Origin of the sequence: Niastella soli (assembly GCF_017742245.1) — a bacterium.
GTDB classification, from domain to species: domain Bacteria; phylum Bacteroidota; class Bacteroidia; order Chitinophagales; family Chitinophagaceae; genus Niastella; species Niastella soli.
Genome location: NZ_JAGHKO010000001.1, coordinates 182,766 through 204,708, shown reverse-complemented (window position 1 = coordinate 204,708; position 21,943 = coordinate 182,766). Strand labels below are relative to the sequence as shown.

Annotated in this window: 22 protein-coding genes; 15 read left to right on the top strand and 7 right to left on the bottom strand. The window is 44.1% G+C overall.

The annotated features are described in order from the left end of the window. Positions 1-46: 46 nt before the first annotated feature. Positions 47-646 carry a Crp/Fnr family transcriptional regulator gene (locus J7I42_RS00765; protein ID WP_209136860.1) on the bottom strand — a complete coding sequence of 200 codons (600 nt, stop codon included), beginning with the start codon at positions 644-646 and terminating at the stop codon, positions 47-49. A gap of 314 nt (positions 647-960) precedes the next feature. Here J7I42_RS00765 and J7I42_RS00760 point away from each other — a divergent pair, with 314 nt between their 5' ends. The 7 genes from J7I42_RS00760 (at position 961) to J7I42_RS00730 (ending at position 7,701) form a co-directional block, all read left to right on the top strand. Continuing rightward, positions 961-1,437, top strand: a complete 477-nt coding sequence (locus tag J7I42_RS00760; protein WP_209136859.1) for a c-type cytochrome — start codon at positions 961-963, stop codon at positions 1,435-1,437. 56 nt (positions 1,438-1,493) lie between these two features. Beyond that, positions 1,494-3,473, top strand: coding sequence for a Sec-dependent nitrous-oxide reductase (gene nosZ / locus J7I42_RS00755; protein ID WP_209136858.1), 1,980 nt, complete (start codon positions 1,494-1,496; stop codon positions 3,471-3,473). Between the two features lie 6 nt (positions 3,474-3,479). Continuing rightward, entirely contained in the window at positions 3,480-4,502 is a 1,023-nt protein-coding gene (locus tag J7I42_RS00750) for a nitrous oxide reductase accessory protein NosL (protein WP_209136857.1), read from the top strand. Continuing rightward, on the top strand, positions 4,486-5,739 hold the full coding sequence (locus J7I42_RS00745; protein ID WP_209136856.1) for a nitrous oxide reductase family maturation protein NosD: 1,254 nt from the start codon (positions 4,486-4,488) through the stop codon (positions 5,737-5,739). The genes J7I42_RS00750 and J7I42_RS00745 overlap by 17 nt, the downstream gene beginning before the upstream one ends. Before the next feature lie 81 nt (positions 5,740-5,820). Further along, positions 5,821-6,531 (top strand): ABC transporter ATP-binding protein, encoded by a 711-nt coding sequence (locus J7I42_RS00740; RefSeq protein ID WP_209136855.1) that lies wholly within the window; start codon positions 5,821-5,823, stop codon positions 6,529-6,531. Between the two features lie 10 nt (positions 6,532-6,541). After that, entirely contained in the window at positions 6,542-7,309 is a 768-nt protein-coding gene (locus J7I42_RS00735; RefSeq protein WP_209136854.1) for an ABC transporter permease, read from the top strand. After that, positions 7,306-7,701: a group III truncated hemoglobin gene (locus tag J7I42_RS00730; RefSeq protein WP_209136853.1), complete on the top strand. Its 396-nt coding sequence runs from the start codon at positions 7,306-7,308 to the stop codon at positions 7,699-7,701. The genes J7I42_RS00735 and J7I42_RS00730 overlap by 4 nt, the downstream gene beginning before the upstream one ends. A gap of 463 nt (positions 7,702-8,164) precedes the next feature. Here J7I42_RS00730 and J7I42_RS00725 read toward each other — a convergent pair whose 3' ends face one another. Continuing rightward, a complete protein-coding gene (locus J7I42_RS00725) occupies positions 8,165-10,735 on the bottom strand; it encodes a zinc-dependent metalloprotease (protein ID WP_209136852.1) in 2,571 nt (856 codons plus the stop codon). 135 nt (positions 10,736-10,870) lie between these two features. Here J7I42_RS00725 and J7I42_RS00720 point away from each other — a divergent pair, with 135 nt between their 5' ends. After that, the gene (locus tag J7I42_RS00720) at positions 10,871-11,020 is read left to right on the top strand and encodes a hypothetical protein (RefSeq protein WP_209136851.1); all 150 of its coding nucleotides are present in this window, start codon (positions 10,871-10,873) and stop codon (positions 11,018-11,020) included. Between the two features lie 133 nt (positions 11,021-11,153). Next, positions 11,154-11,324, top strand: a complete 171-nt coding sequence (locus J7I42_RS00715) for a DUF6728 family protein (protein WP_209136850.1) — start codon at positions 11,154-11,156, stop codon at positions 11,322-11,324. Between the two features lie 112 nt (positions 11,325-11,436). Here the strand turns inward: J7I42_RS00715 and lpxB are convergent, their stop codons facing one another. The 3 genes from lpxB to surE are packed head-to-tail and all read right to left on the bottom strand — an operon-like array spanning position 11,437 to position 13,646. Continuing rightward, complete coding sequence (gene lpxB / locus J7I42_RS00710) at positions 11,437-12,549, bottom strand: lipid-A-disaccharide synthase (protein ID WP_209136849.1); 1,113 nt, start codon at positions 12,547-12,549, stop codon at positions 11,437-11,439. Positions 12,550-12,564: 15 nt separating this feature from the next. Continuing rightward, entirely contained in the window at positions 12,565-12,858 is a 294-nt protein-coding gene (locus J7I42_RS00705) for a hypothetical protein (protein WP_209136847.1), read from the bottom strand. Continuing rightward, on the bottom strand, positions 12,858-13,646 hold the full coding sequence (surE, locus tag J7I42_RS00700) for a 5'/3'-nucleotidase SurE (RefSeq protein ID WP_209136845.1): 789 nt from the start codon (positions 13,644-13,646) through the stop codon (positions 12,858-12,860). Before surE ends, J7I42_RS00705 begins: the two co-directional genes overlap by 1 nt. A gap of 328 nt (positions 13,647-13,974) precedes the next feature. On the opposite strand from surE, the gene atpG reads away from it, so the two are divergent. From atpG to J7I42_RS00670, 6 genes are all read left to right on the top strand, one after another. Beyond that, positions 13,975-14,856 (top strand): ATP synthase F1 subunit gamma, encoded by an 882-nt coding sequence (atpG, locus tag J7I42_RS00695; RefSeq protein WP_209136844.1) that lies wholly within the window; start codon positions 13,975-13,977, stop codon positions 14,854-14,856. Positions 14,857-14,910: 54 nt separating this feature from the next. Then, positions 14,911-16,095 (top strand): SMC-Scp complex subunit ScpB, encoded by a 1,185-nt coding sequence (gene scpB / locus J7I42_RS00690; protein WP_209136843.1) that lies wholly within the window; start codon positions 14,911-14,913, stop codon positions 16,093-16,095. Positions 16,096-16,208: 113 nt separating this feature from the next. Further along, a complete protein-coding gene (gene lysA / locus J7I42_RS00685) occupies positions 16,209-17,423 on the top strand; it encodes a diaminopimelate decarboxylase (RefSeq protein ID WP_209136842.1) in 1,215 nt (404 codons plus the stop codon). Between the two features lie 68 nt (positions 17,424-17,491). Next, positions 17,492-18,010: a hypothetical protein gene (locus J7I42_RS00680; protein WP_209136841.1), complete on the top strand. Its 519-nt coding sequence runs from the start codon at positions 17,492-17,494 to the stop codon at positions 18,008-18,010. Positions 18,011-18,033: 23 nt separating this feature from the next. Further along, the gene (locus J7I42_RS00675) at positions 18,034-18,525 is read left to right on the top strand and encodes a DUF4442 domain-containing protein (protein ID WP_209136840.1); all 492 of its coding nucleotides are present in this window, start codon (positions 18,034-18,036) and stop codon (positions 18,523-18,525) included. A gap of 18 nt (positions 18,526-18,543) precedes the next feature. Beyond that, on the top strand, positions 18,544-19,947 hold the full coding sequence (locus J7I42_RS00670) for an MBL fold metallo-hydrolase RNA specificity domain-containing protein (protein WP_209136839.1): 1,404 nt from the start codon (positions 18,544-18,546) through the stop codon (positions 19,945-19,947). An 861-nt stretch (positions 19,948-20,808) separates the two neighbouring features. On the opposite strand, the gene J7I42_RS00665 is transcribed toward J7I42_RS00670, so the two are convergent. Both J7I42_RS00665 and J7I42_RS00660 read right to left on the bottom strand, forming a co-directional pair. Then, positions 20,809-21,504, bottom strand: coding sequence for a LytR/AlgR family response regulator transcription factor (locus tag J7I42_RS00665; protein ID WP_209136838.1), 696 nt, complete (start codon positions 21,502-21,504; stop codon positions 20,809-20,811). After that, positions 21,501-21,905 carry an Hpt domain-containing protein gene (locus tag J7I42_RS00660; RefSeq protein ID WP_209136836.1) on the bottom strand — a complete coding sequence of 135 codons (405 nt, stop codon included), beginning with the start codon at positions 21,903-21,905 and terminating at the stop codon, positions 21,501-21,503. The genes J7I42_RS00665 and J7I42_RS00660 overlap by 4 nt, the downstream gene beginning before the upstream one ends. Positions 21,906-21,943 lie beyond the last annotated feature (38 nt).

Genomic DNA, 21,943 nt, shown 5'->3' with positions numbered 1-21,943 from the left:
TGATCAGGGATAATGAAGGCGGAACTTCGAATCGGGTCCCTGCTGATCACTGACAATATACCTTTCCTTTTTCTATCAGCAATTCGCCTTTGTCGTGCAAATTACGCATAGCCCTGATCACAGTTTCAACGCGAAGGCCAGTCATATCGGCGATCTGTTGCCGGGTAAGTTTTATTTGTTTACAGTCCGGACAGGTATGCTTGTTATTCTTTTTAAAATAGTTAAGGAGGGTGCTGATGCGGTGTTCGGGATTGTAATAGGCCAGTTCGCGAATGGTCATAAATTTGAATCGCATGCGTTCAGCCAGTAATCTGGTGAAGGAAAAATGTATCTCAACATTGTCTTTTAGCAGATGCAGGAAATTTGATTTATGCAGTCGGATGATCACGCTGTCTTCATCGGCAATGGCCGTAGCTGCATAAGGGCCATCATCAAATAAGGGCAGTTCTCCAAAGCATTCGCCTTTGTCAACCATCAGTTGTATAAACTCCCGGCTTTCTTCATTGATACTTACCCAGCGCACCCGGCCTTTTACCACCTGATAATAGAAGTTGCCACAACCACCTTCATGAAATATGATTTCATCGCGTTGCACTTGTTTATAGGTGGCGCCCCAGGTGAGCAGCAGGTCAATATCGATCATCATAAGTTGATTATTAACTGAATCAAAACTATACCTGTTAGTCAGTTAAGTACATGATCTTATACAGCAGCCTGTATGATTTATGTCAGCTGGAAACTTTGCCCGGTTTTGTCATACCAAGCACTTCATGGCGTGAAATTCAATGCCATGCCTGCTTTTGTGAGTATTTTCAAATACTAAGTTATATGACCTGGGTCAATTTGCCGGACGGTTTACGGTTAAATAAAGTTTTGTCGTTGTTATATATGACTGCAATCATAGTTCTCCCCTTTGATGCTGCGTAATCTTGTGTCGTAATACAATTTAAAATAATCGGTATGAAAAAAATGTTCTTGATATTGGGTATGGCGACAGGTTTATTCGCCTGCTCGGGCAATAGCTCCAAACAAGCAGAATCTACTGCAGAAACCACCACACCAGCTGCAACGGAAGAAAAAGCCCCGGCTTATGATCCGGAAAGGGGCTCCGGCAAATTCACCAATGTTACCGTTAGTCCCACCCTTGACAAGGCGCTGGCTGATGCCGGAAACAAAGTATACGATGTGAAATGCGCCTCCTGTCACAAGCTGAGCGATGAGAAACTGGTTGGTCCTGGCTGGAAGGGTGTTACCACCAGACACAAACCCGAGTGGATCCTGAACTTCGTTACCAATACTGACGAAATGATCGATAAAGATGCGAAAGCCCAGGCCATGCTTGAGTTGTGTATGGTACGTATGCCTAATCAAAATCTTACCGATGAGGAGGCCCATAGTGTGTATGAGTTCATGCGGAAGAACGATGGCGTGAAGTAGTTCATTGATTACTAAAGAACGACCCTATAATAGATCAACCTCAAACATTACAGTATATGAAACTTAAAAATCAAATATTCCTTTTACTCCCCCTTGTCGCTGCCTCCTGGTTACAGGGCTGCAAACCTAAAACCGCGGCTAATGCAGTAAGTGGTGATGCGGCGATTAAAGCCTATGTACCCCCTGGCAAGTACGATGAGTTTTACAATTTTGTTTCAGGCGGCTTTAGTGGCCAGATGTCTGTTTACGGATTGCCTTCTGGCCGTCTGTTACGGGTTATTCCGGTTTTCTCCGTTGACCCTGAAAAGGGTTATGGCTATAGCGAGAATACCAAAGCTATGTTGAATACCTCAAATGGCTTTATACCCTGGGACGATCTGCACCATACCGAACTGTCGCAAACCAATGGCGAAATAGACGGTCGCTGGATCTTTGCCAATGCCAATAATACACCCCGGGTAGCCCGTGTTGATCTCAAGAATTTCCGTACTGCCGAGATCCTTGAATTACCCAACAGCGCTGGTAACCACTCTTCTCCTTTTATTACAGAAAATACGGAGTATGTAATTGCAGGTACCCGTTTTAGTGTACCTATAGGAGATAATCAGGATGTGCCGATTTCCTCATATAAGCAAAACTTCAAGGGTTCATTGAGTTTTATCAGTGTAGACCCAACCTCCGGCAAAATGAGCATTGCGTTCCAGCTAAGAACTCCCGGGGTAAACTTCGACCTGAGCCATGCCGGTAAAGGGCCCAGCCATGGCTGGTTCTTCTTTAGTTGTTATAATTCAGAACAGGCCAATACCTTACTGGAAGTAAACGCCTCACAACGCGATAAAGACTTCATTCTGGCCGTTAACTGGAAAAAAGCGGAAGAGTACCTGAAAGCAGGCAAGGGTGAAAAGAAAGTGTCAAAGTATACCCGCAACTGGTACGATGAAAAAACGCATAATTCCAACTCGGAAACGTTGAACGAAGTTACTGTGCTCGATCCGGCTGTACTGAAAGATATCTGTTACTTTATCCCCTGTCCCAAATCACCCCATGGTTGTGATGTTGACCCAAGCGGTGAATACATTGTAGGCAGTGGTAAACTGGCCGCGTTATTACCCGTATTTTCCTATACCAAAATACAAAAGGCAATTTCGGACAAAGCTTACGATGGTGAATTTGAAGGCATCCCGGTTATTAAATATGAAGCTGCCCTGTATGGTGAAGTGCAGAAACCAGGCTTGGGCCCTTTGCATACCGAGTTTGACGGAAAAGGAAATGCTTATACTTCCTTCTTTGTGTCATCAGAAATTGTAAAGTGGAATATCAAAGACCTGAAAGTGCTTGACCGGGTTCCTACCTATTATTCTATTGGTCACCTGTGTATCCCCGGAGGCGACACCCGTAAACCCAATGCCAAATATGTAATTGCCTATAACAAGATCACCAAAGACCGTTACCTGCCTACCGGTCCTGAGCTTGCGCAAAGCGCCCAGTTGTATGATATCTCCGGCGATAAAATGCAGCTGATCCTTGACTTCCCAACTATTGGCGAGCCGCACTATGCGCAGGCTTTATCTGCCGATCTCATCTCGAAGAATTCTACCAAGTTCTTCCCTATAAATGAAAATGCCAACCCTTATGTATCCAAAGGCGAGAAAGAAGCGAAAGTAGTACGCGAGGGTAATAAAGTACATGTGTATGCTACCTCCATCCGCAGCCACTTTGCGCCGGATAATATTGAAGGGGTGAAGCTGGGTGACGAAGTATACTTCCATATTACCAACCTGGAGCAGGATTGGGATTTACCACACGGCTTTGCAGTTAAAGGCGCCAACAATGCTGAACTGCTGATCATGCCGGGTGAAACACAAACTCTTAAATGGGTTCCTGAAAAAGCAGGGGTTTATCCTTTCTATTGTACCGATTTCTGCAGCGCGCTGCACCAGGAGATGAGCGGCTACATCCGTGTATCTGCACCTGGCAATAATGTACCCATCAGTTTTAGTTTGGGTAAAACCAATGAGGCTAAAGAGGTTAAATAAATTTTTATGAACAACAGGTTATCTACTGCATCACGGATCATTACATGGATATGTGCGTTATCGCTGATCGGGGTATTGTTCCTGCCCATCTGGCGAATTGAATTGTCGGCCCCGCAATATCCCGAAGGTTTACAATTGGAGATCTATGCTAACAGACTGGGCGGTAATATAGATGTGGTAAATGGATTGAACCATTACATAGGCATGCGCACGCTGCATGAAAAGGACTTTTTTGAATTTACCTTGTTGCCTTATATAATCGGCGCCTTTGTAGTGTTTGGTATTGCGGCAGCAATCGTTAATCGCAAATGGTTCTTTTTGATCTGGGTGGGGTGTTACCTGTTGTTTGCCCTTGTGGCCATGATAGATTTTTATCACTGGGAATATAACTATGGACATAACCTTGATCCCTCTGCGCCCATTCAGGTACCGGGTATGACTTATCAGCCGCCATTGATTGGGTATAAACAGTTACTCAATTTTGGCGCCTGGTCTGTGCCCGGAGCCGGTGGGTGGATCTTTATCGGTACAGGTGTGCTGATGGCTTTGTTTGGTTTCCTTGAATTACGCAGAAAAGCCAACAAGTCGTTTACCAATGTAAGAACCGGTTTAACTACCGCTGCAGTGATCATTGTGATCTGTTGCACCAGTTGCAGCACCGGTCCCCAACCCATTAAGTTTGGAAAAGATGCCTGCGACTTTTGCAAAATGACCATACTCGATCAGCGGTTTGGCGGTGAGGTCATCACCCCAAAAGGGAAAGTGTACAAATTTGATGACATACACTGCATATCCTCGTTTTTAAAATCCGACCCTTCACTAAAAACCAATGTAGCAGGCATTTACCTGCTTGATTATTCTACTCAAAACAAATTTGTACCCGCTAACGAAAGCTTTCTGTTGCAAAGCAACGACCTGCACAGCCCCATGGGTGGTAATACCGCTGCATTTAATAATGAAGCAAACAGGGAACAGGCTAAACAACAGGTAAGCGGAACAAACGTACAATGGAATGACATTATTCAATAATTATATGAAAAACCTGAGCCTGGTTGCCTGTCTGATCGTATGTACGATCACAGCAAATGCCAAAACCTGGGTCGTTCGCCCGGCCGGACCATTAAAATGGCTACAGGAGGCCATTGACAATGCAAGGCCTGGCGATACGATCTTAGTTGAAAAAGGCGTTTACCGGCAGCCTACCATCGTTGTAAATAAACCGCTTTACATTAAGGGTATTGACTGCCCGGTGCTGGATGGTCAAAAGAAATATGAGATCATGGACATCAAGAGTGATGGGGTAGTGGTGGAAGGTTTTGTCATAGTGCATTCAGGTTATTCAAGTTATAATGATATTGCCGCTATTCGTATTATCAATAGCCGGCTGGTAATTATCCGCAACAATAAGTTTGACGATACCTTCTTTGGCATCTACAGCCAGCATGCCGTTAACTGTACTATCGCAGGCAATACCTTGCATTCGAATGCGGTAAATGAGATCACTTCTGCCAATGGCATTCACTGCTGGAAGAGTGATAGCATGCAGATCATAAACAATACCATCAGTGGTCACCGCGATGGCATTTACTTTGAATTTGTGACCAATTCTCAGATCAAAAAGAACATAAGCACCGGCAATGTTCGGTATGGATTGCATTTTATGTTCTCCAACGACGATCTATATGAGGGCAATCTTTTTAAGAACAATGGCGCGGGAGTGGCCGTCATGTTCTCAAAAGGCGTCACCATGTTGCGAAACACCTTTTCCGAAAACTGGGGTGGGGCCGCATATGGCATTTTGTTAAAAGAAATTTCCGACAGCCATATACAACACAACCGGTTTATTCGCAATACCACCGGTATTTTTATGGAAGGTACCAACCGCATAAAGGTGGAACAGAATGTTTTTGATAACAACGGCTGGGCCTTGAAGATCCAGGCCAGTTGCAATGATAATACTGTTACCGGTAACAACTTCATCGGTAACAGCTTTGATGTGGCTACCAATGGAACGCTGGTGTTGAATTCCTTCACCAATAATTACTGGGATAAATACGAGGGCTACGATCTGAATAGAGATGGAATAGGGGATGTGCCTTACCGGCCGGTAAGCGTATATGCTATGATTGCCGAACGAAACCCGGTCACCATGATGCTGTTCCGCAGTTTTATTACCGGCCTGCTGGATAAGGCAGAAAAAACGATCCCCGGATTTATACCCGAAAATCTGAAAGACGATCGCCCCAAAATGAAAGCATTTAAATAATACCGTTACAGGTTTCAGGTTGCAGGGAAAACCCTGCTGCGAACCCTGTAACCTGCAACTTGTAACCTGCAACTTCTTCCCATGATCATCGCTACAAACGTTACAAAAAAGTTTTCAAAATTGACCGCGCTCGATAACGTGAGTGTTAGCTGCAATAAAGGACAGGCCATTTCCCTCATAGGGCCAAATGGGTCTGGCAAAACCACGCTCATCAAATGTCTGTTGGGGATGGTGGTGCCCGATAGTGGCTTTATCACCTTTAATAAAAAGAACATTGCCCATAACTGGCAATACCGGTCTGCTATTGGTTACATGCCACAGATTGGGCGGTATCCTGAAAATATGACCATTGCCCAGGTGCTCGACATGATGAAAGACATTCGCAAACAAAAGGCCGTACAGTTGGATGAAGAGCTTATTTATTTGTTCAAACTCGATGGCATGATGAATAAAAGGATGGGTACACTTTCAGGTGGCACCCGGCAAAAAGTGAGCGCCTCACTTGCTTTTCTATTTGATCCTGAGGTCTTGATCCTGGATGAACCCACAGCTGGCCTCGATCCTTTATCGACCGAGATCCTGAAGGAAAAGATCAGAAAGGAAAAACAACAGGGTAAACTGATAATGATCACTTCCCATATTCTAAGCGACCTCGACGACATTATTACCGAAGTGATCTACATGGAAGAGGGGCGATTGAAATTTCATAAATCGCTCAGTCAGTTACAGCTGGATACCGGTGAAAAAACTTTATCACGCGCCATCGCGCATGTAATGCAAGCGGGTCTATAAAACTACCAACATGAAAAAGATCATTAAATACGTATTGCTCGATCTGTTGCGCAACCGCATCATTATTGCCTATACGATATTCCTGGCAGTGATATCATTGAGCGTATTCAACCTGGAAGACAATCCCTCCAAAGGCATCCTGAGTTTGTTGAACCTCGTGTTGATCATTGTGCCTCTTGTTAGCGTTGTATTTTCAACTATATATGTTTATAATGCGGCCGAGTTTATTGAGCTGCTGGTATCGCAACCTTTACGACGGGTCAATATCTGGTTAAGTATCTTTACCGGACTGGCTTCATCAGTGTGCATGGCTTTCCTGGTGGGGTGTGGCATTCCGGTCCTCATTTATGCACCAGGTGATACCGGGCTTATGATGACAGCCATGGGGCTTTTGCTGACTATAGTATTTGTGGCCATTGCCTTGCTGGCATCCGTATTGACCCGAGATAAAGCAAAAGGAATTGGCGTGGCTATCTTATTATGGTTCTATTTTACACTTATTTTTGACGGAATTGTATTATTCCTGTTATTCCAGTTCATGGATTATCCAATGGAAAAACCAATGATCGTGTTCAGTTGTTTAAATCCTGTAGACCTGGCGCGCATTCTGATATTGCTGAAAATGGATATTTCAGCTTTGATGGGCGCGACCAGTGCTATATTCAGAGATTTCTTTGGTAATCAATGGGGTATAGCAGCAACAATAAGTATCATGCTGGCCTGGGCTATAATGCCGCTTTGGTGGTCAGTAAGAAAATTTAATCGTAAGGACTTATGAAACCTGATATAAGAAACAGAGCAGACATACAGCAATTAATAGATACTTTTTATACAAAGGTGCGGGCCGATGACATCATTGGATACCTTTTTAATGATGTGGCTAAAGTGAATTGGGAGACGCATTTACCCCGCATGTATGATTTTTGGGAGAATATTCTTTTTCAAACTGGTGGATTCAAGGGCAATCCCATGGTTGCCCATGTGCAGTTACACCAGAAGTCGCCATTAACGGCCGAACATTTTCAACACTGGGTCAAGCTATTTTTATCTACAGTAGATGAACAGTTTGAAGGCGAAAATGCCGAGCTGATCAAACAGCGGGCCCGCTCCATTGCTACTATGATGCAGATAAAGGTGCATCCATCCAACGATCCCAGATCTATTATGTAGGGTACTATATAAAATAAAAAAACCTCCCGACAGGTCGGGAGGCAATCTCTTTTGGCAGCTTCCAAAAGGTTGGTTTTCATTTGATCTTTCATTGGATTGGAGCGGGGTCTTCCTTTGAGATCATAGGGTGCCAGAGTCAAAACGGGCTCGGGTCGGTTAATCTATAGGTACGATCAATTACAGTTTTCAAAGAGATTTGGATTAAGATTTAGGGGTTTCAAATCGGCAGTTTGTTTTGGTTACGGATGTAAAATTAAGGTGTAGCCCGGAGCTTGTCACATTTCGGCTACCCTGTTTCGACAGAATGTTCGTATTGTTTAAATGGTACTAGGGAATAGTACCTATACATGAAATATATTTTGCCCGCACTTGTATTTTTTAAATTTTGAAGTTTTAAGGAATGTTTAATAAAAAAAGTCTCCCGGCATGCCGGGAGACTTTTTCATGTAAGAATGTGATCGTATTATTTAGGTTCCAGTCCGTTCTGGATCAGGAACAACAAGTTGGCGCGGTGTGCTTTGGTTTCGTCGTTGGTAGAAACGGCAGTGGCCAGTTGTGTTTTGATCTTTTTCAGCGTATACAAGGCTGCTCCTTTCGATACATCATCAAATTGCTGGTTCTTGGGATCAACCATGGATACCAGTTGGCGCACGTAATAGGTTTGCAGGTTCTGGCGGTATACGTTTACGTTGGTGGAAATATCTGCATTAAAGATACCTTTCTGCAGATCGCCCATCAGGCTGGCAACACTGTATTGATTGCCATATAAACGGCTGTTGGTAATACGTTGCAGGGTGGCGCCATGCAGCAGGTGCGAAAGGGTGCTGCCAGTTTGTACTGCCAGTATATTTTCAGTAGCCTTGAAGTCGTCGCCTACAACATTTTGGGTGAACCCACGACGCTGGGGTTGCATATAGGGGAACACCTGAGCATCTGCATCGAACGCATCGGGTGCAAAGATATATTTGCTCAGAACATCAATGGCGCGTTTTTGCGTAGCCAGTGGTACTGGGGTATATGGCTTGTTGGCAGATTTCTGTTCCGGAAAACTTCTGTCGATATAAATGCCACCCACATAGCGGCTTACCGCCGATGCCATGCTAAAGCGCTGGCCCAGTAATGTGCCATAGCGGGTGCGCAATTCAGCGTACGACTGGCCTTCTTTGGTATACTTCTGTACCAGTTTGCCCATTACCTGGTTAACGATCTTGAAGCGGTCTTCTGCATATCCAATGGCATCGCTGGTAAGTTCATTGATATTCACTCTTGGGTCCATGGCCTTTCCGGGCGCACGCATATCGTCGCCATCGTTTCCAAATGCCAGTTTAGGATCGGTGCTGCGGGCAATGATATTTTTTAAACCTGCCACTTCTTCTCCTTCGTTAAATGGCGTGTATCCATATTCAATGGCCCACAGGTCATAAGGCCCTGCTTTGGTGGTATAATAATCACCTTGTTTGCTTCTGTCCAATGCGATATTAATGGCAGGGTAATCCATCACAGAGCCTATCAACCCAATTTTATGAGTGAGTTCTGTATTATTCACTTCTGCAGGCGACAGCATCTGGCTGGATTTCATATTATGGTTCAACCCCAGGGTGTGTCCCATTTCATGCATGATCAGGTAGGTGAGGAACTGTTTGTGCATTTCAACCAGATCGGCGGTTGAAGCATTGGAGGCATCCAGCACCGTAGAGCCTGTTAAAAACTGGCTTTTCAGTTCATTGGCCAGTGAGCAATAAGCTTCATGCTGGGCGTCAAGACCTGGTAATTGCAAATTGCCGGTAGCAGCTGCGGATTTGAATAACTCATCCAGAATAGGGGTGGCGCTGCCTGAATACCATTCAATGGTGATGTCGGCGCCAATGATCTGTCCGGTTTTAGGATTTACAAAACTGGGTCCAATAGCGCCATAGGTGGGTGAGGCAGAAGACACCCAGCGAATCACATTATAGCGAATGTCGGCAGGGTCCCAATCGGCATCATCGGGCATTATTTTCATTTGAACGGCATTTTTAAATCCTGCTTTTTCAAATGCTTCATTCCATTTTAAGCCTGCATCTATAATTGTTTGGCGATATTCAACCGGAGTGGTATTTTCTATCCAGTAAACGATTGGTTCAACTGGTTCGCTCAGCGCGGCGTTCGGGTCTTTTTTCTTCAGGTCCCAACGATGGATAATGTCTTTGAAAGGGACCGGGCTGATGCTGGTTTGGTCGTTTACCATTTGTGAAAAGTAACCAACCCGGGGGTCATCGCGCCGGGCGCGGAAATCATTCTTTGGCATTTCTATCAGGCTGTGCTGCATACGAACACGCACGTAACGGGCATCTGTAATATCTGTAGTGCCTGAGTTGAATGGCATGGGATTGTCGTATGCCAGGTCCACCACGATGTCTGAATTATTGGGGAAAGAACGAAGGGTGGTGTAACGTGACTTGGCGGGGTTCAGGCTGCCCAGGTTAAAGATGGCAGTGGGCGGAATCCCGGGCGGCAGTAACGGTTTCACGGGGTCCAGTTTTTCACTGATGAATAGTCCATCGGCGCTGATCAGGTACCCATCAGCATCTTCGCTAACGGTTTTTTCTACCAGGAATACCGCTTCTGGTTTATCAACCATGGCTGTTTTGCTTACCGGATTGTGAGGGTCGTACCAGAACCGGGTATTAACGCGTGAGAACTCCAGTTTATCGAATGCTTTCTCGATCTTAAAGATCATAGTAGCACGGTGCATGCTCTGGTTCAGGTATAACTGGTTGGGGCCATTAATAGAAAAGCTTTGATAAATATATTCCTTACCCAGCTGGCTTTTTTTAACGTATAATTGAACCGTTCCGTTGGCCGTGTCCTGGTACAGGGTGAACAGACCATCGTATTTCCGGCAACTTTTTACTTTATCAGTAATACTGGCAGGTTTCTTTTTGGCAGTATCGGTTATGGCTGGTGCTACAGTGGTCCCTTTTTTATCCTGCGCATGGGCTGCAGCTATCAGCAAACCCGGCGAGAGGAGAAGGACCATCAGGGAATTTTTCATACATGTGTTTTTAGGTATATCAATTTACTGAGGGTTTTAGGTAAGCCCGCCGTTTTTAGGATGGATGTAAGAATTTAAGGATGGAGCAACCGCCAGGCTGTCTGACGGTTATGCTAAGGTGAAAGGCAGTTGGCAATGGGCAATGGGCAATGGGCAATGGGCAATGGGCAATGGGCAATGGGCAATGGGCAATGGGCAATGGGCAATGGGCAATGGGCAATGGGCAATGGGCAATGGGCAATGGATTTCGGGCGGCGCAAGATCGGTTATTCTGCTCAAAACTAGTGAATCGTTTACGATTACGCGAGGCTCGAATTTCGCGAGGCCAAAATTGCCGATTGCCGATTGCCGTCTGCCGTCTGCCGTTTTCACGGTATTACGTAACTTTGTAATACCGTTAAAAACCAGTATATTAATTATGGGAGTTTGGAGACAATTGCAGGAGTATTTTTACTTGAAGAAACGCGACCCAAAAGCACCGCACACCCCCTGGATGCGCTATATGCATGGCATAAACAGGATCTCCCTGTTCATGTTCCTGCTTGCGATCATCGTGATCATTATAAAACTGGTGATGATGAAGAAGTAAATACAGTTACAGGTTGCAGCGCTTGCTCCGCCTTGCCCCGCATTGCGGGGGAAAGCAAGAACTGGCATTTGACCTCCTGAAGCCTGGAACCGTTCCTTTTAAACCAGGAGATTTATTTTTTCTGCAAATAATCAACTATAAGCGCCGCCGCTCTGGCAGAAGCATGCCCTCCCTGACCAAGCAGGTGTTGTAAAGCGGCATAGTCTACCCGCAGTTGCTGCTGCGTAGCTTCATTGGTGAGCAGGGCATCCAGCTCTTTACGCAAATTGCCGGGCGTAAGGTCGTTTTGGATAAGTTCTTTTACCACCAGCTTATCCATGATCAGATTTACCAGGGAAATATATTTCACTTTGATAAGCCGTTTGGCGATCTGGTAGGAGATATTGCTGCCTTTATAGCAAACCACTTCGGGAACACCGAACAAGGCTGTTTCCAGGGTGGCAGTGCCTGAAGTAACCAGTGCAGCCCTGGATTGTAAAAGCAGGTTATAAGTGGCATCACGTACCGACGATACATTGGGGTATGTAGCCAGTACGGATTCATAAAAGTTGTCTTCCTGTCCCGGAGCCTTGGCCACTATGAACTGATAAGCCGGGAACATGCGGCTAACCTCCAGCATAATGGGCAGCTTTTTAAGTATTTCCTGTTTGCGGCTGCCAGGCAGTAAAGCTATAATTGGCTTGTCTGAAAGCGGCAGACTGCCAGGCGTCAATTGCGCCTCTTCCACCACTTCTATCAATGGGTGGCCTACATATTCAACATCCCAGTTCCACTTGTTTTTATAATAGTCTTTTTCGAAGGGCAGGATCACCAGCATTTTATCAATGCATTGTTTCATTTTGTGAACGCGGTTCTCCTTCCAGGCCCATACTTGTGGGGAGATATAATAAATGATCTTATAGCCCTGTTGTTTAGCCCATTCGGCTATGCGTAAATTAAACCCGGGGTAGTCTATAAGAATAAGCGCATCGGGTTTGTATTTGGTAATGTCGTCTTTGCAAAACTGCAGGTTACGCAAAATGGTACCCAGGTTTTTGGCTACTTCCCAAAAACCCATAAAAGCCAGGCTGCGATAGTGTTTCACCAGTTCGCCACCAGCTTGTTGCATACGATCGCCCCCCCAGCAACGGATCGTTGCGGCGGGATCTGATTTTTTAAGTTCTTTGATAAGATTACTACCATGCAGATCACCTGATGCTTCACCAGCTATAATGTAATAACGCATGGGGTAAAGATAAGCTTATATAATAAACTTTATCACCAACGACACTATCGCATATATAAGCGTGATGGCAAATACGCCTTTGGCCGTTTTGTCGCGGCGGGTATTGATGTAAAAAGTGAACAGGGCAATATTAAGCACCAGACAGGGGACCGAAATAGCCGTGATCTGGTTTTTGTTGGAGCCTATAAATTCCAGGAAGTCAAGAAAAGAATACGCACGAAACTTGATGAAATAATAGATAACAAGGCTTAACAGGGGGGCAATAAAGCCCAGCAACATGCCAAAACGGAGGTTGTCTTTTTTGAACATTACAGTTTCCAGGTTTTTTCGAGCTTTTCTTTCAGTTGATAATTGGTAAGGTCAAACTGCACTGGTACAACGCTCACATAATTATTTTTAAGGGCCCACACGTCGGTATCCTTTCCTTTGTCGAAGTTCACAAACTCACCGGTTAACCAGTAATACTTGCGGCCATTGGGGTCGTTACGTTCCACAAAATCTTCTTCATATTTCGCATAGGCCTGGCGGCAAATGCGGATACCTTTTATGAGATCAGGTGATACAGGAGGAAAGTTCACATTCAAAACGGTGTGTTTCTCGGGTGTCTTCTTCAACATCTGTTCTACAATTATCCGGGCATATTTGCGGGCAGCAGTAAAATCGGCATCAATGCTGTAATCGAGCAGTGAAAAACCAATGGAGGGAATGCTTTCAATAGCTGCCTCTACTGCGGCCGACATGGTACCTGAATAAATAACGTTAATGGAGTGATTGGCGCCGTGGTTGATACCGCTCAAACACAGATCTGGTTTGCGATGCAGTATCTTGTCTACTGCCAGCTTAACGCAATCTACCGGGGTTCCGGAGCATTGGTAAGCTTCCACGCCATCAAAAAAAGTTGATACAGCACTCAGTCGCAATGGTTGGCCTATAGTTATGGCATGGCCCATGCCTGATTGCGGTTTATCGGGGGCAACAACAACAATTTTACCCAAGTCCTTTACTGCTTCTACCAGGTTATGTATACCTGGCGCTGTAATACCATCGTCATTCGTTACAAGAATAACCGGTTTAGCTGCGTTCTTCTTTTTTGCCATATCTTAAACAAAAATGCTGAAAATTTCTATCAAAACCGTTAAATACACGAAATAAGTGGCTGGTTATTGGTACCGTTTGCCGCGGTTTTTCTTACCCCAACCAGGTAACTTAAAACGCATTTATGGCCAAAACATTATATATATGTTCACAACTCACGAAACTCACATCTGACACGGAATTTTACACAGAATGTGGAATTTTGGCCGCTTTCCGCTACCTTTGCAGCCGATTAAAACTACAGGTCTGTTTATTGTCTATATATCATTGATTATTAATTTGTTATAGAGCTAAATAACCCGGTAGTAATCAACTAATCAACTTTGCAACATGGCAGGTCAGTTAAAAGAAGTTCGTAATAAGATCAAGGCAACCCAGAATATGCAGCAGATTACCAAAGCAATGAAAATGGTAAGTGCTGCCAAATTGAGAAAAGCCCAGGATGCTATCGTCCAGATGCGTCCCTATGCCCGTAAACTGCAGGAAGTGCTGAGCAACATTGTGAGCAGCGCAGAAGGTGATGGCGGTATGGCGCTGGCAGTTGAACGTCCTGTAGAAAAGGTGTTGTTGATTGTTATTACCAGCGACCGTGGATTGTGCGGCGCTTATAATACCAACGTAATAAAACTGGCCCGCAATACCATCAATGAAAAATATGCAACCCAAAATGCCAAAGGCAATTTGACCGTTTGGGGCATTGGTAAAAAAGGCACCGAATTCTTCCAGAAAAATAAATACAAGGTAAACGATACTTTCAGAGACCTGTTCCTGAAATTGAGCTTCGAGAACGTACAGGCTGCCGCTCAGGCTGCTGTAAAAGCGTTTGAAGCCAAAGAATTTGATGTAATAGAGCTGGTGTACAGCGAGTTTCGCAATGCCGCCATGCAACGTTACGCAGTAGAACGCTTCCTGCCTATTCCAAAAGTAGAGAAGAAAGAAGGCGCTAAAAAAAGTGACTTCATTTTTGAGCCCGCCAAAGAAGAGCTGATAGCCGAGCTGATGCCAAAGATCCTGAACACGCAATTGTACAAAGCTGTACTCGATGCCAATGCTTCTGAGCATGGGGCCCGAATGACCGCTATGGATAAAGCCAGCGAAAACGCCAACGAATTATTAAAGCACTATAAGATATCATATAACCGGGCACGCCAGGCAGCCATCACTACCGAGCTTACCGAAATTGTGAGCGGTGCCGCTGCATTACAAGGTTAAGACAGTTTATGATTTATAGCAGGAATAGGTTATAAGTCATAGTAATAAACTTTAATGATGGAAATTTCCAACCTGATACCCCATATAGAGGCGTTGATCTTTGCCAGTGAAAAGCCTTTAACAACATTGGAGATCACTGATCTCATCAACCAGGCCTTTGGCTTTATGGAAGATAAGATCATGCTCGATCAGATTGAAGCAGCCATGGAAGGTATTCTCGAAAAATACAAGGCTGAATTCTATCCATTCGAGGTGCGCGAAAGCGGTGGTGGTTGGCAGTTCCTCACTAAAAGAGATTTTCATAAAACTGTTGCCCAGTTAAACGGTGATAAATTCCTGAAACGTCTGTCTACAGCAGCGTTGGAAACCTTAAGTATCGTTGCTTATAAACAACCGGTAACAAAATCTGAGATTGAAGCTATCCGGGGTGTGAGCAGCGACTACGCTATTCAAAAATTACTCGAAAAAGACCTCATAGTCATAACAGGCCGTAATGAGAACATGCCCGGTCAACCGCTGGTGTATGCAACGTCCAAAAACTTTATGGACTATTTCGGCCTGAACACAACGGATGATCTACCCAAGCTGAAAGAAATATTGGACGACAGTATTGTGGCGCCTACCATAGTTGGCCTTGAAACCGGCACAACCCAGACCGAAGGCGATGAGTCAGGTATCCTTCCATCAGAGAATGATGTTCATGTAAATGGTACTGAATTATCATTAAGCGAAGAAGAAGGTGCTGAAGAAGAAGCGCAGCCAGGCCTGGACCAGGATGCTTCATATGATCAGGAGGCCGACGAAGAAGCAATAGCCGAAGAAGCAGAAGCCCTGGATGAAGAAGCAGGTGAAGTGCTGGATGAAATTGCTGAGGAAGGTTTTGATGAGGGTGACCTGGATGCATTTGCTGAAGAAGAACCCTACATTACCCCCGAAGAAGAGGAAGAAGGCGAAGATGATTCCACCTCCTTTGCTGTTGATGACAATGGCGAACTGATTGAAGAACATGGCGAGGCGGAAGAGGACGAAGAAGAGAATGAGGGTGACGAGGAAATAGCCGATGAGGAAGAAGAGGAACAAACCGAAGAAGAGGAGGATGAGAATGAAGAGGAAGAGGAAAGCGAAGAAGAGGAAGAAACTGAAGAAGAGGGAGGCGATGACGAGGAGACTGAAGAGGACGGCGAAGACAATGATGAGGAAAAAGACGGGGACGACGAAGAGGACGAACAAAAGAAATAAATAAAATCTAAAATAACGGGCGCATTCATTATAAGATGGATGCGCTTTTTTGTTTAACACGGTCAACCCTGTCAGCTTATTAACTTGTCAACTTATTCTTATATTCGCATACTATGTCACAGCAATTATCCCGAGAGTTATTAATCCAGTTGGCGAATGAATACGGTACACCACTGTATGTGTACCATGCCGAAAAGATCAAAGAGCAATATGAAAAGCTGCAAACAGCCTTTCAAAAGATAAACGCCCGGTTTTACTATGCCTGTAAGGCACTTACCAATATTAATGTTTTAAAGTATGTGAACAGCCTCGGCGCCGGGGTTGATTGCGTAAGTATCCATGAAGTAAAGCTGGCCCTCAAGGCAGGCTTTGACCCAAAGAACATTTTGTATACACCCAATTGTGTGGACTTTCAGGAAGTTGTAGCCGCTAAAGAACTGGGTGTTAACCTCAATATTGACAACATCTCTATTTTAGAGCAGTTTGGCAACAAGTTTGGCGGCAGCTATCCTGTTTGCATCCGGCTCAACCCCCATATCATGGCGGGTGGTAATTTCAAAATATCTACCGGTCACGTAGACAGCAAGTTTGGGATCTCTATTCACCAGATCAGACACATTGAGCGCGTTGTAAAATCCGCTAAAATGAAAGTAACGGGCGTGCATATGCACACCGGTAGTGAGATCAAGGACATTGGCGTGTTTATGGAAGGGCTGGATGTGATGTTCGAGATCACCTCGCATTTCCCCGACCTGGAGTTTATTGACCTGGGCAGTGGTTTCAAAGTACCTTACCAGCCCGGTGATCCGGAAACAGATGTAAATACCCTGGGTCAGAAAATGGCTGTTGCCTTCAAGAACTTTGAAAAAGAGACCGGTAGAAAACTGCAGGTATGGTTTGAACCAGGCAAATACCTGGTAAGCCAATGCGGTTATTTTATAGTAAAGACCAATGTGGTAAAACAAACCCCGGCCACCGTATTTGCCGGTGTGAACAGTGGGTTCAACCATCTGATCCGCCCTATGTTCTATGAGGCGTATCATCATATTGAAAATATCAGTAACCCCAATGGCCCCGAGCGAATATATACTGTGGTAGGGAACATTTGTGAAACCGATACATTTGCCTGGGACCGCAAATTGCACGAAGTTCGGGAAGGTGATTACCTGGTATTCTATAATGCCGGAGCTTATGGTTTTGAAATGTCGAGCAACTTTAACTCGCGATTGAAACCTGCCGAGGTGCTTATTAAAGATGGGAAAGCGCATCTTATTCGCCGGCGCGATGAATTTGAAGACCTGTTAAAAAATCAAATAGAAGTATTATAAAATAAAACCCCGACAACTGTCGGGGTTTTATTTTACATTCAACGTCTGAAAAGAGTTTATCCAACACTATGAATTCCAATTTCCTTTTTAAAATTTCACCCTTATCCTCTGAAAAAAGAAGTGATCCAACAGCCAGGAAGAATCCCTACCTTTTTAAAGGAGAAAGGTTTGGTATTTCGGAGGGGCGGCTGCATTTGTTGCGAAATGAATTTAATTACGAGACCATTCCAATGGATTCAATAAGTGCCATAGAGGTGCGTGATGGGAAGGACCTTAAAAACTGGTGGTGGGTATTGATTGTCGGCCTTGCTTTGATCGGCTATGCTTTGCGGGACCTGTATTATATTTTCTTTCTTTTTGGATTGTGGAGGATTGATGTGGAGAGGGTGCTGATAATAGTACTTCCAATGGCATTAGGGGTATATTCAATTTTCATTGCACTGCGCAATACCCGGGTTATGATTGTTAAAAGCACTTCAAAAAGCTATTATCTGTCGTTGCGTGAGCTGGTTAAAAGGCAACAATTCATTGAGTTTGTTGAATATATGGAAAAGAGCCATCGCGCTTTTTCAAATAAGGCGAGATAATTTGAACATGTAACCTTTCCTTCATGCCAAATAAATTCATACAATCGTTAAAGAGCCCTGTATTATTCAGGCTGTATTTGTTTTCCAAACTCCCCGCCGCATTCTTTTCAGGAGTGCGTGTAAGGGAAATTGATGAACAGCATTGTGTGGTCACGGTGCCGTACAAATGGTTCTCCCAAAATCCTTTTCGCTCTACTTATTTTGCCTGTTTGGCCATGGCGGCTGAAATGAGTTCCGGTTCGCTGGCAATGGCGCATGTATATAATCGAAAACCGCCTTTGAGCATGCTGGTGACGAGGTTTGAGGCCGGTTATTTCAAGAAAGCAACGGGGCGGACCCGCTTCGAGTGTAAAGATGGCGCCCTGCTGTTGAATGCCATTGAAAAGGCTGTTGAAACCGGTGAAGCGCAAACCTGCGTAACCACATCAATAGGCATAAATGAACAAGGCGAGAAGGTGGCGGAATGCTTAATAACATGGTCGTTCAAGGTGAAACAGGTAAAGTATAAAGTGTAAAAATTAAATAATAAACAGATGAAAATCGCTTTTCATGGTGCTGCCCGTACAGTAACTGGGTCAAAGCACTTGCTCACGTTAAGCAATGGCCGGAAGTATTTACTCGATTGTGGAATGTTCCAGGGACTTGGACAGGCAACCAATGCCCTAAACCGCAACTGGGGGTTTGAACCATCGGAAATAGATTTTCTTATTTTATCGCATGCCCATATAGATCATAGTGGACTTATTCCCAAGCTTACCCGCGATGGCTTTACCGGCAAGATCTTTTGCACGCCCGCTACCAAAGAGCTTACGGAAATACTGTTGCTCGACTCAGCCGAAATACAGGAAGACGATGTGAAATACCTGAATAAGAAAAGAGCCGCTGAAAAGCAGCCTTATCTGCAACCCCTCTATACAACGCAGGATGCAGAAAACTCCTTTAAACACCTGCAGGCGGTGGAGTATGGCATGTGGTATAAGATCGATGATTTTGTAGAGTTGATGTATACCGATGCCGGCCACATCATTGGCAGTGCGGCCGTCAATCTGAAAATAAATGAGAATGGCAAGGTTACCCATTTAACATTTAGCGGTGATGTGGGCCGGTACCGCGATGTGATCCTGCGCTCACCAGCTGAATTCCCACAGGCCGATTATATTATCCTGGAATCAACCTATGGTAACAGCCTGCATGAACTGAATGTTACCACCCCCGATCAACTGTTATACTGGATCGAAAAGACCTGTTTGCAAAAGAAGGGGAAGCTGATCATTCCCGCTTTCAGTGTGGGCCGTACCCAGGAATTGTTATATCATTTAAACCAGCTGGAACTGGAACGGCGGCTGCCTGATCTGGATTATTTTGTGGATAGCCCGTTAAGCATAAAAACAACGGAACTGGTTAAGCGTTATCCCAGCTATTTTAATAAGACCATTCAGCATGTGCTGGAAACAGACTCAGATCCCTTTGGCTTTAAAGGATTGAAGTTTGTAAGAACAGTACAGGAATCGAAGCTGTTAAACTTCCGGAATGAGCCCTGCGTCATTATTTCGGCCAGCGGTATGGCGGAAGCCGGCCGGGTAAAACACCATATCAGTAATAATGTCGAAAACAGCCGTAACTCCATACTCATGACCGGTTACTGCGAACCCGAATCGTTGGGGGCCCGGTTATTATCGGGTAGAAAAGAGGTACACATTTTTGGCGTAATGCATGAAGTGCACGCTGAAATTGGGGCCATCCACAGTATGAGCGCCCATGGTGATTATGAAGACCTGAGCCAATTCCTGGCCAACCAGGACCCTAAGCAGGTAAAACGCCTCTTCCTGGTTCATGGCGAGTATAATGTACAACAACAGTTCAGACAGCGCTTATTGAAAAAGGGATTCCTGGATGTGGAGATCCCTGAACAGCACTATGAAATAGGGCTCACTTAGGTTGACGAGTTGGCGTTCGCGGCCAAAGAATAATACAGAATATAAAATTCAGAACTAATAGACTTCCACCCTTTAGGGGGAAAACGAAAAACCGCCTCACGGGGCGGTTTTCTAATTCAATAATCTTTGGGTAGTCTCTAAGTAATATTTAATTCATCTATAGGCTCAGATTTTCTATGGTTCTCCTTTTAGATAATGGATTCTAAATGCTTGGTCTTTTCATCGGATCAAGGATGTTTAGGGTTTTTTCTCGAGGAGATTTGTTGTTGGTTTTCATGGATCGTCGGATAAAACGGGTACTTGGTTTTTCTCGAGGTTCAGGCTCCGTGACGCCTTCTATTGGATTTGCCCTTTTCGGGTCTTACGGTTTTTTATAGGAATTACGATCTTGAAACAAAGATGGTTATTCTAAATGCCTGGTTCAACTTTATTCGACTAATACATAAAAACCTTCGATTTTAGGTGGAAAACTAGCGGGAAATGGTGCAAAACTATAATATATCCCCCGGTTACATTTGCTGGGGGTGGCCTGGAGGCTTATAGGAACGTTATCCTGATATTAAAAAAGAAACCCCGACATTTTCAGTCGGGGCAGCTTTTTTTAATGAAATCCGTATCATGAGCAGGCTGGAGATTTAGATCACACACTATTTGTAGTGTTTAGGATTCCACTTTTCTTCCGTTTTTAGGGATAGGGCTTATTATTGATAACCGTCACAATAAATGCTTTCTACAGATATATTTAGGGTTCCGTGTTTCGATTCGTGTTGTAACAAAGATGGTTACGAACACCCGCAAAGAGAAAATTATTAGCTCTTTGGGGTAATAATGCCGGTAAACAGGAAGAAAGTTTCGATGAAATTAAATGATGTTTAAACGCTTTAATACGTCGGGTTTGTGGGCTTTGCTAACGGGGATCTCGTTCCCCTTGATAAACAGATCGTTCTCCCTAATATCGTCTATCTTATTAATATTTATAATGTATGAGCGGTGCACCTTGATGAAGGTTTGACGATTCACTTTTTCTTCCAGGTTCTTGATGGTATTGTGAGTGATGTACTTTTTGCTATCGGCGGTAACAAATTTCACATAGTCGCCCATGCTTTCAATAAACAGGATATCATCGTTGTTTAACCGAACCAGTTTGCCATCACATTTAATAAAGATGTGATCGGTGGCCGTGCTTGTAATATTGTTGTCACCGGCCGGGGTGGTCAGTTTATTCAGGGCTTCCTGAAAACGTTGGTAAGTGAATGGTTTTTTCAGAAAGTCGGTCACATTATATTCAAAAGCGTTGTAGGCGTATTCTGATTTGGAAGTGGTAAGTATTACTTTGGGATAATAAGCCAGTTGATCAAGCAGGTCGAAGCCGGTAGCACCAGGCATTTCAACATCCAGGAACAGTATGTCAACAGAATTTTTATTCAGATAGTCCAGTGCCTGCTCTACATTGGTAAAATGTCCTTTCACTTGTAACAGCGCACTTTTTTCGCAGCACTTAACCAGATAATCGGCGGCTACCTGCAAATCCTCAACTATGACACAGGTCCATTTCATAAAAAATTGGAATTGAATTCTTTCAACTTGTTGTACTCCGATGCGATCAGCTCCTTACTCTCTGCTAATGTAACTACAATTTGCTGATATTCTGACGTTAATTCATTTGAAGAAGTTGCATTTTGACAAATATCTTCAAATTCTTTACAAATATTTTGAACTAACGGCAAACCTACAAAACCAAACGTTGGTTTCATTTTATGTATTGCCCTTTTTAAGTCAGATATATTATTTGTTTCAAAGGCATCTTTAATAGAATTAAAATCTTCATTAAAATTTGCCAGTGTTGTCAGGAATATTTCTTCTATATACTGGTAATCATCTTCATACAGGCTATAAAGATAGTTGGCGTCTAGTTTTTCGTTGAAAATGAATTTTTTAGAGAAATTTGATCCACTCATTGGAAAATAGTTTGTCCATTTTTTCGTTAAAATAGGTG

What these genes read in the sequence shown, in the direction of transcription:
- J7I42_RS00765 (WP_209136860.1), bottom strand. Translation starts at nt 646, where the DNA reads ATGATGATCGATATTGACCTGCTGCTCACCTGGGGCGCCACCTATAAA.
- J7I42_RS00760 (WP_209136859.1), top strand. Translation starts at nt 961, where the DNA reads ATGAAAAAAATGTTCTTGATATTGGGTATGGCGACAGGTTTATTCGCC.
- nosZ (WP_209136858.1), top strand. Translation starts at nt 1,494, where the DNA reads ATGAAACTTAAAAATCAAATATTCCTTTTACTCCCCCTTGTCGCTGCC.
- J7I42_RS00750 (WP_209136857.1), top strand. Translation starts at nt 3,480, where the DNA reads ATGAACAACAGGTTATCTACTGCATCACGGATCATTACATGGATATGT.
- J7I42_RS00745 (WP_209136856.1), top strand. Translation starts at nt 4,486, where the DNA reads ATGACATTATTCAATAATTATATGAAAAACCTGAGCCTGGTTGCCTGT.
- J7I42_RS00740 (WP_209136855.1), top strand. Translation starts at nt 5,821, where the DNA reads ATGATCATCGCTACAAACGTTACAAAAAAGTTTTCAAAATTGACCGCG.
- J7I42_RS00735 (WP_209136854.1), top strand. Translation starts at nt 6,542, where the DNA reads ATGAAAAAGATCATTAAATACGTATTGCTCGATCTGTTGCGCAACCGC.
- J7I42_RS00730 (WP_209136853.1), top strand. Translation starts at nt 7,306, where the DNA reads ATGAAACCTGATATAAGAAACAGAGCAGACATACAGCAATTAATAGAT.
- J7I42_RS00725 (WP_209136852.1), bottom strand. Translation starts at nt 10,735, where the DNA reads ATGAAAAATTCCCTGATGGTCCTTCTCCTCTCGCCGGGTTTGCTGATA.
- J7I42_RS00720 (WP_209136851.1), top strand. Translation starts at nt 10,871, where the DNA reads ATGGGCAATGGGCAATGGGCAATGGGCAATGGGCAATGGGCAATGGGC.
- J7I42_RS00715 (WP_209136850.1), top strand. Translation starts at nt 11,154, where the DNA reads ATGGGAGTTTGGAGACAATTGCAGGAGTATTTTTACTTGAAGAAACGC.
- lpxB (WP_209136849.1), bottom strand. Translation starts at nt 12,549, where the DNA reads ATGCGTTATTACATTATAGCTGGTGAAGCATCAGGTGATCTGCATGGT.
- J7I42_RS00705 (WP_209136847.1), bottom strand. Translation starts at nt 12,858, where the DNA reads ATGTTCAAAAAAGACAACCTCCGTTTTGGCATGTTGCTGGGCTTTATT.
- surE (WP_209136845.1), bottom strand. Translation starts at nt 13,646, where the DNA reads ATGGCAAAAAAGAAGAACGCAGCTAAACCGGTTATTCTTGTAACGAAT.
- atpG (WP_209136844.1), top strand. Translation starts at nt 13,975, where the DNA reads ATGGCAGGTCAGTTAAAAGAAGTTCGTAATAAGATCAAGGCAACCCAG.
- scpB (WP_209136843.1), top strand. Translation starts at nt 14,911, where the DNA reads ATGATGGAAATTTCCAACCTGATACCCCATATAGAGGCGTTGATCTTT.
- lysA (WP_209136842.1), top strand. Translation starts at nt 16,209, where the DNA reads ATGTCACAGCAATTATCCCGAGAGTTATTAATCCAGTTGGCGAATGAA.
- J7I42_RS00680 (WP_209136841.1), top strand. Translation starts at nt 17,492, where the DNA reads ATGAATTCCAATTTCCTTTTTAAAATTTCACCCTTATCCTCTGAAAAA.
- J7I42_RS00675 (WP_209136840.1), top strand. Translation starts at nt 18,034, where the DNA reads ATGCCAAATAAATTCATACAATCGTTAAAGAGCCCTGTATTATTCAGG.
- J7I42_RS00670 (WP_209136839.1), top strand. Translation starts at nt 18,544, where the DNA reads ATGAAAATCGCTTTTCATGGTGCTGCCCGTACAGTAACTGGGTCAAAG.
- J7I42_RS00665 (WP_209136838.1), bottom strand. Translation starts at nt 21,504, where the DNA reads ATGAAATGGACCTGTGTCATAGTTGAGGATTTGCAGGTAGCCGCCGAT.
- J7I42_RS00660 (WP_209136836.1), bottom strand. Translation starts at nt 21,905, where the DNA reads ATGAGTGGATCAAATTTCTCTAAAAAATTCATTTTCAACGAAAAACTA.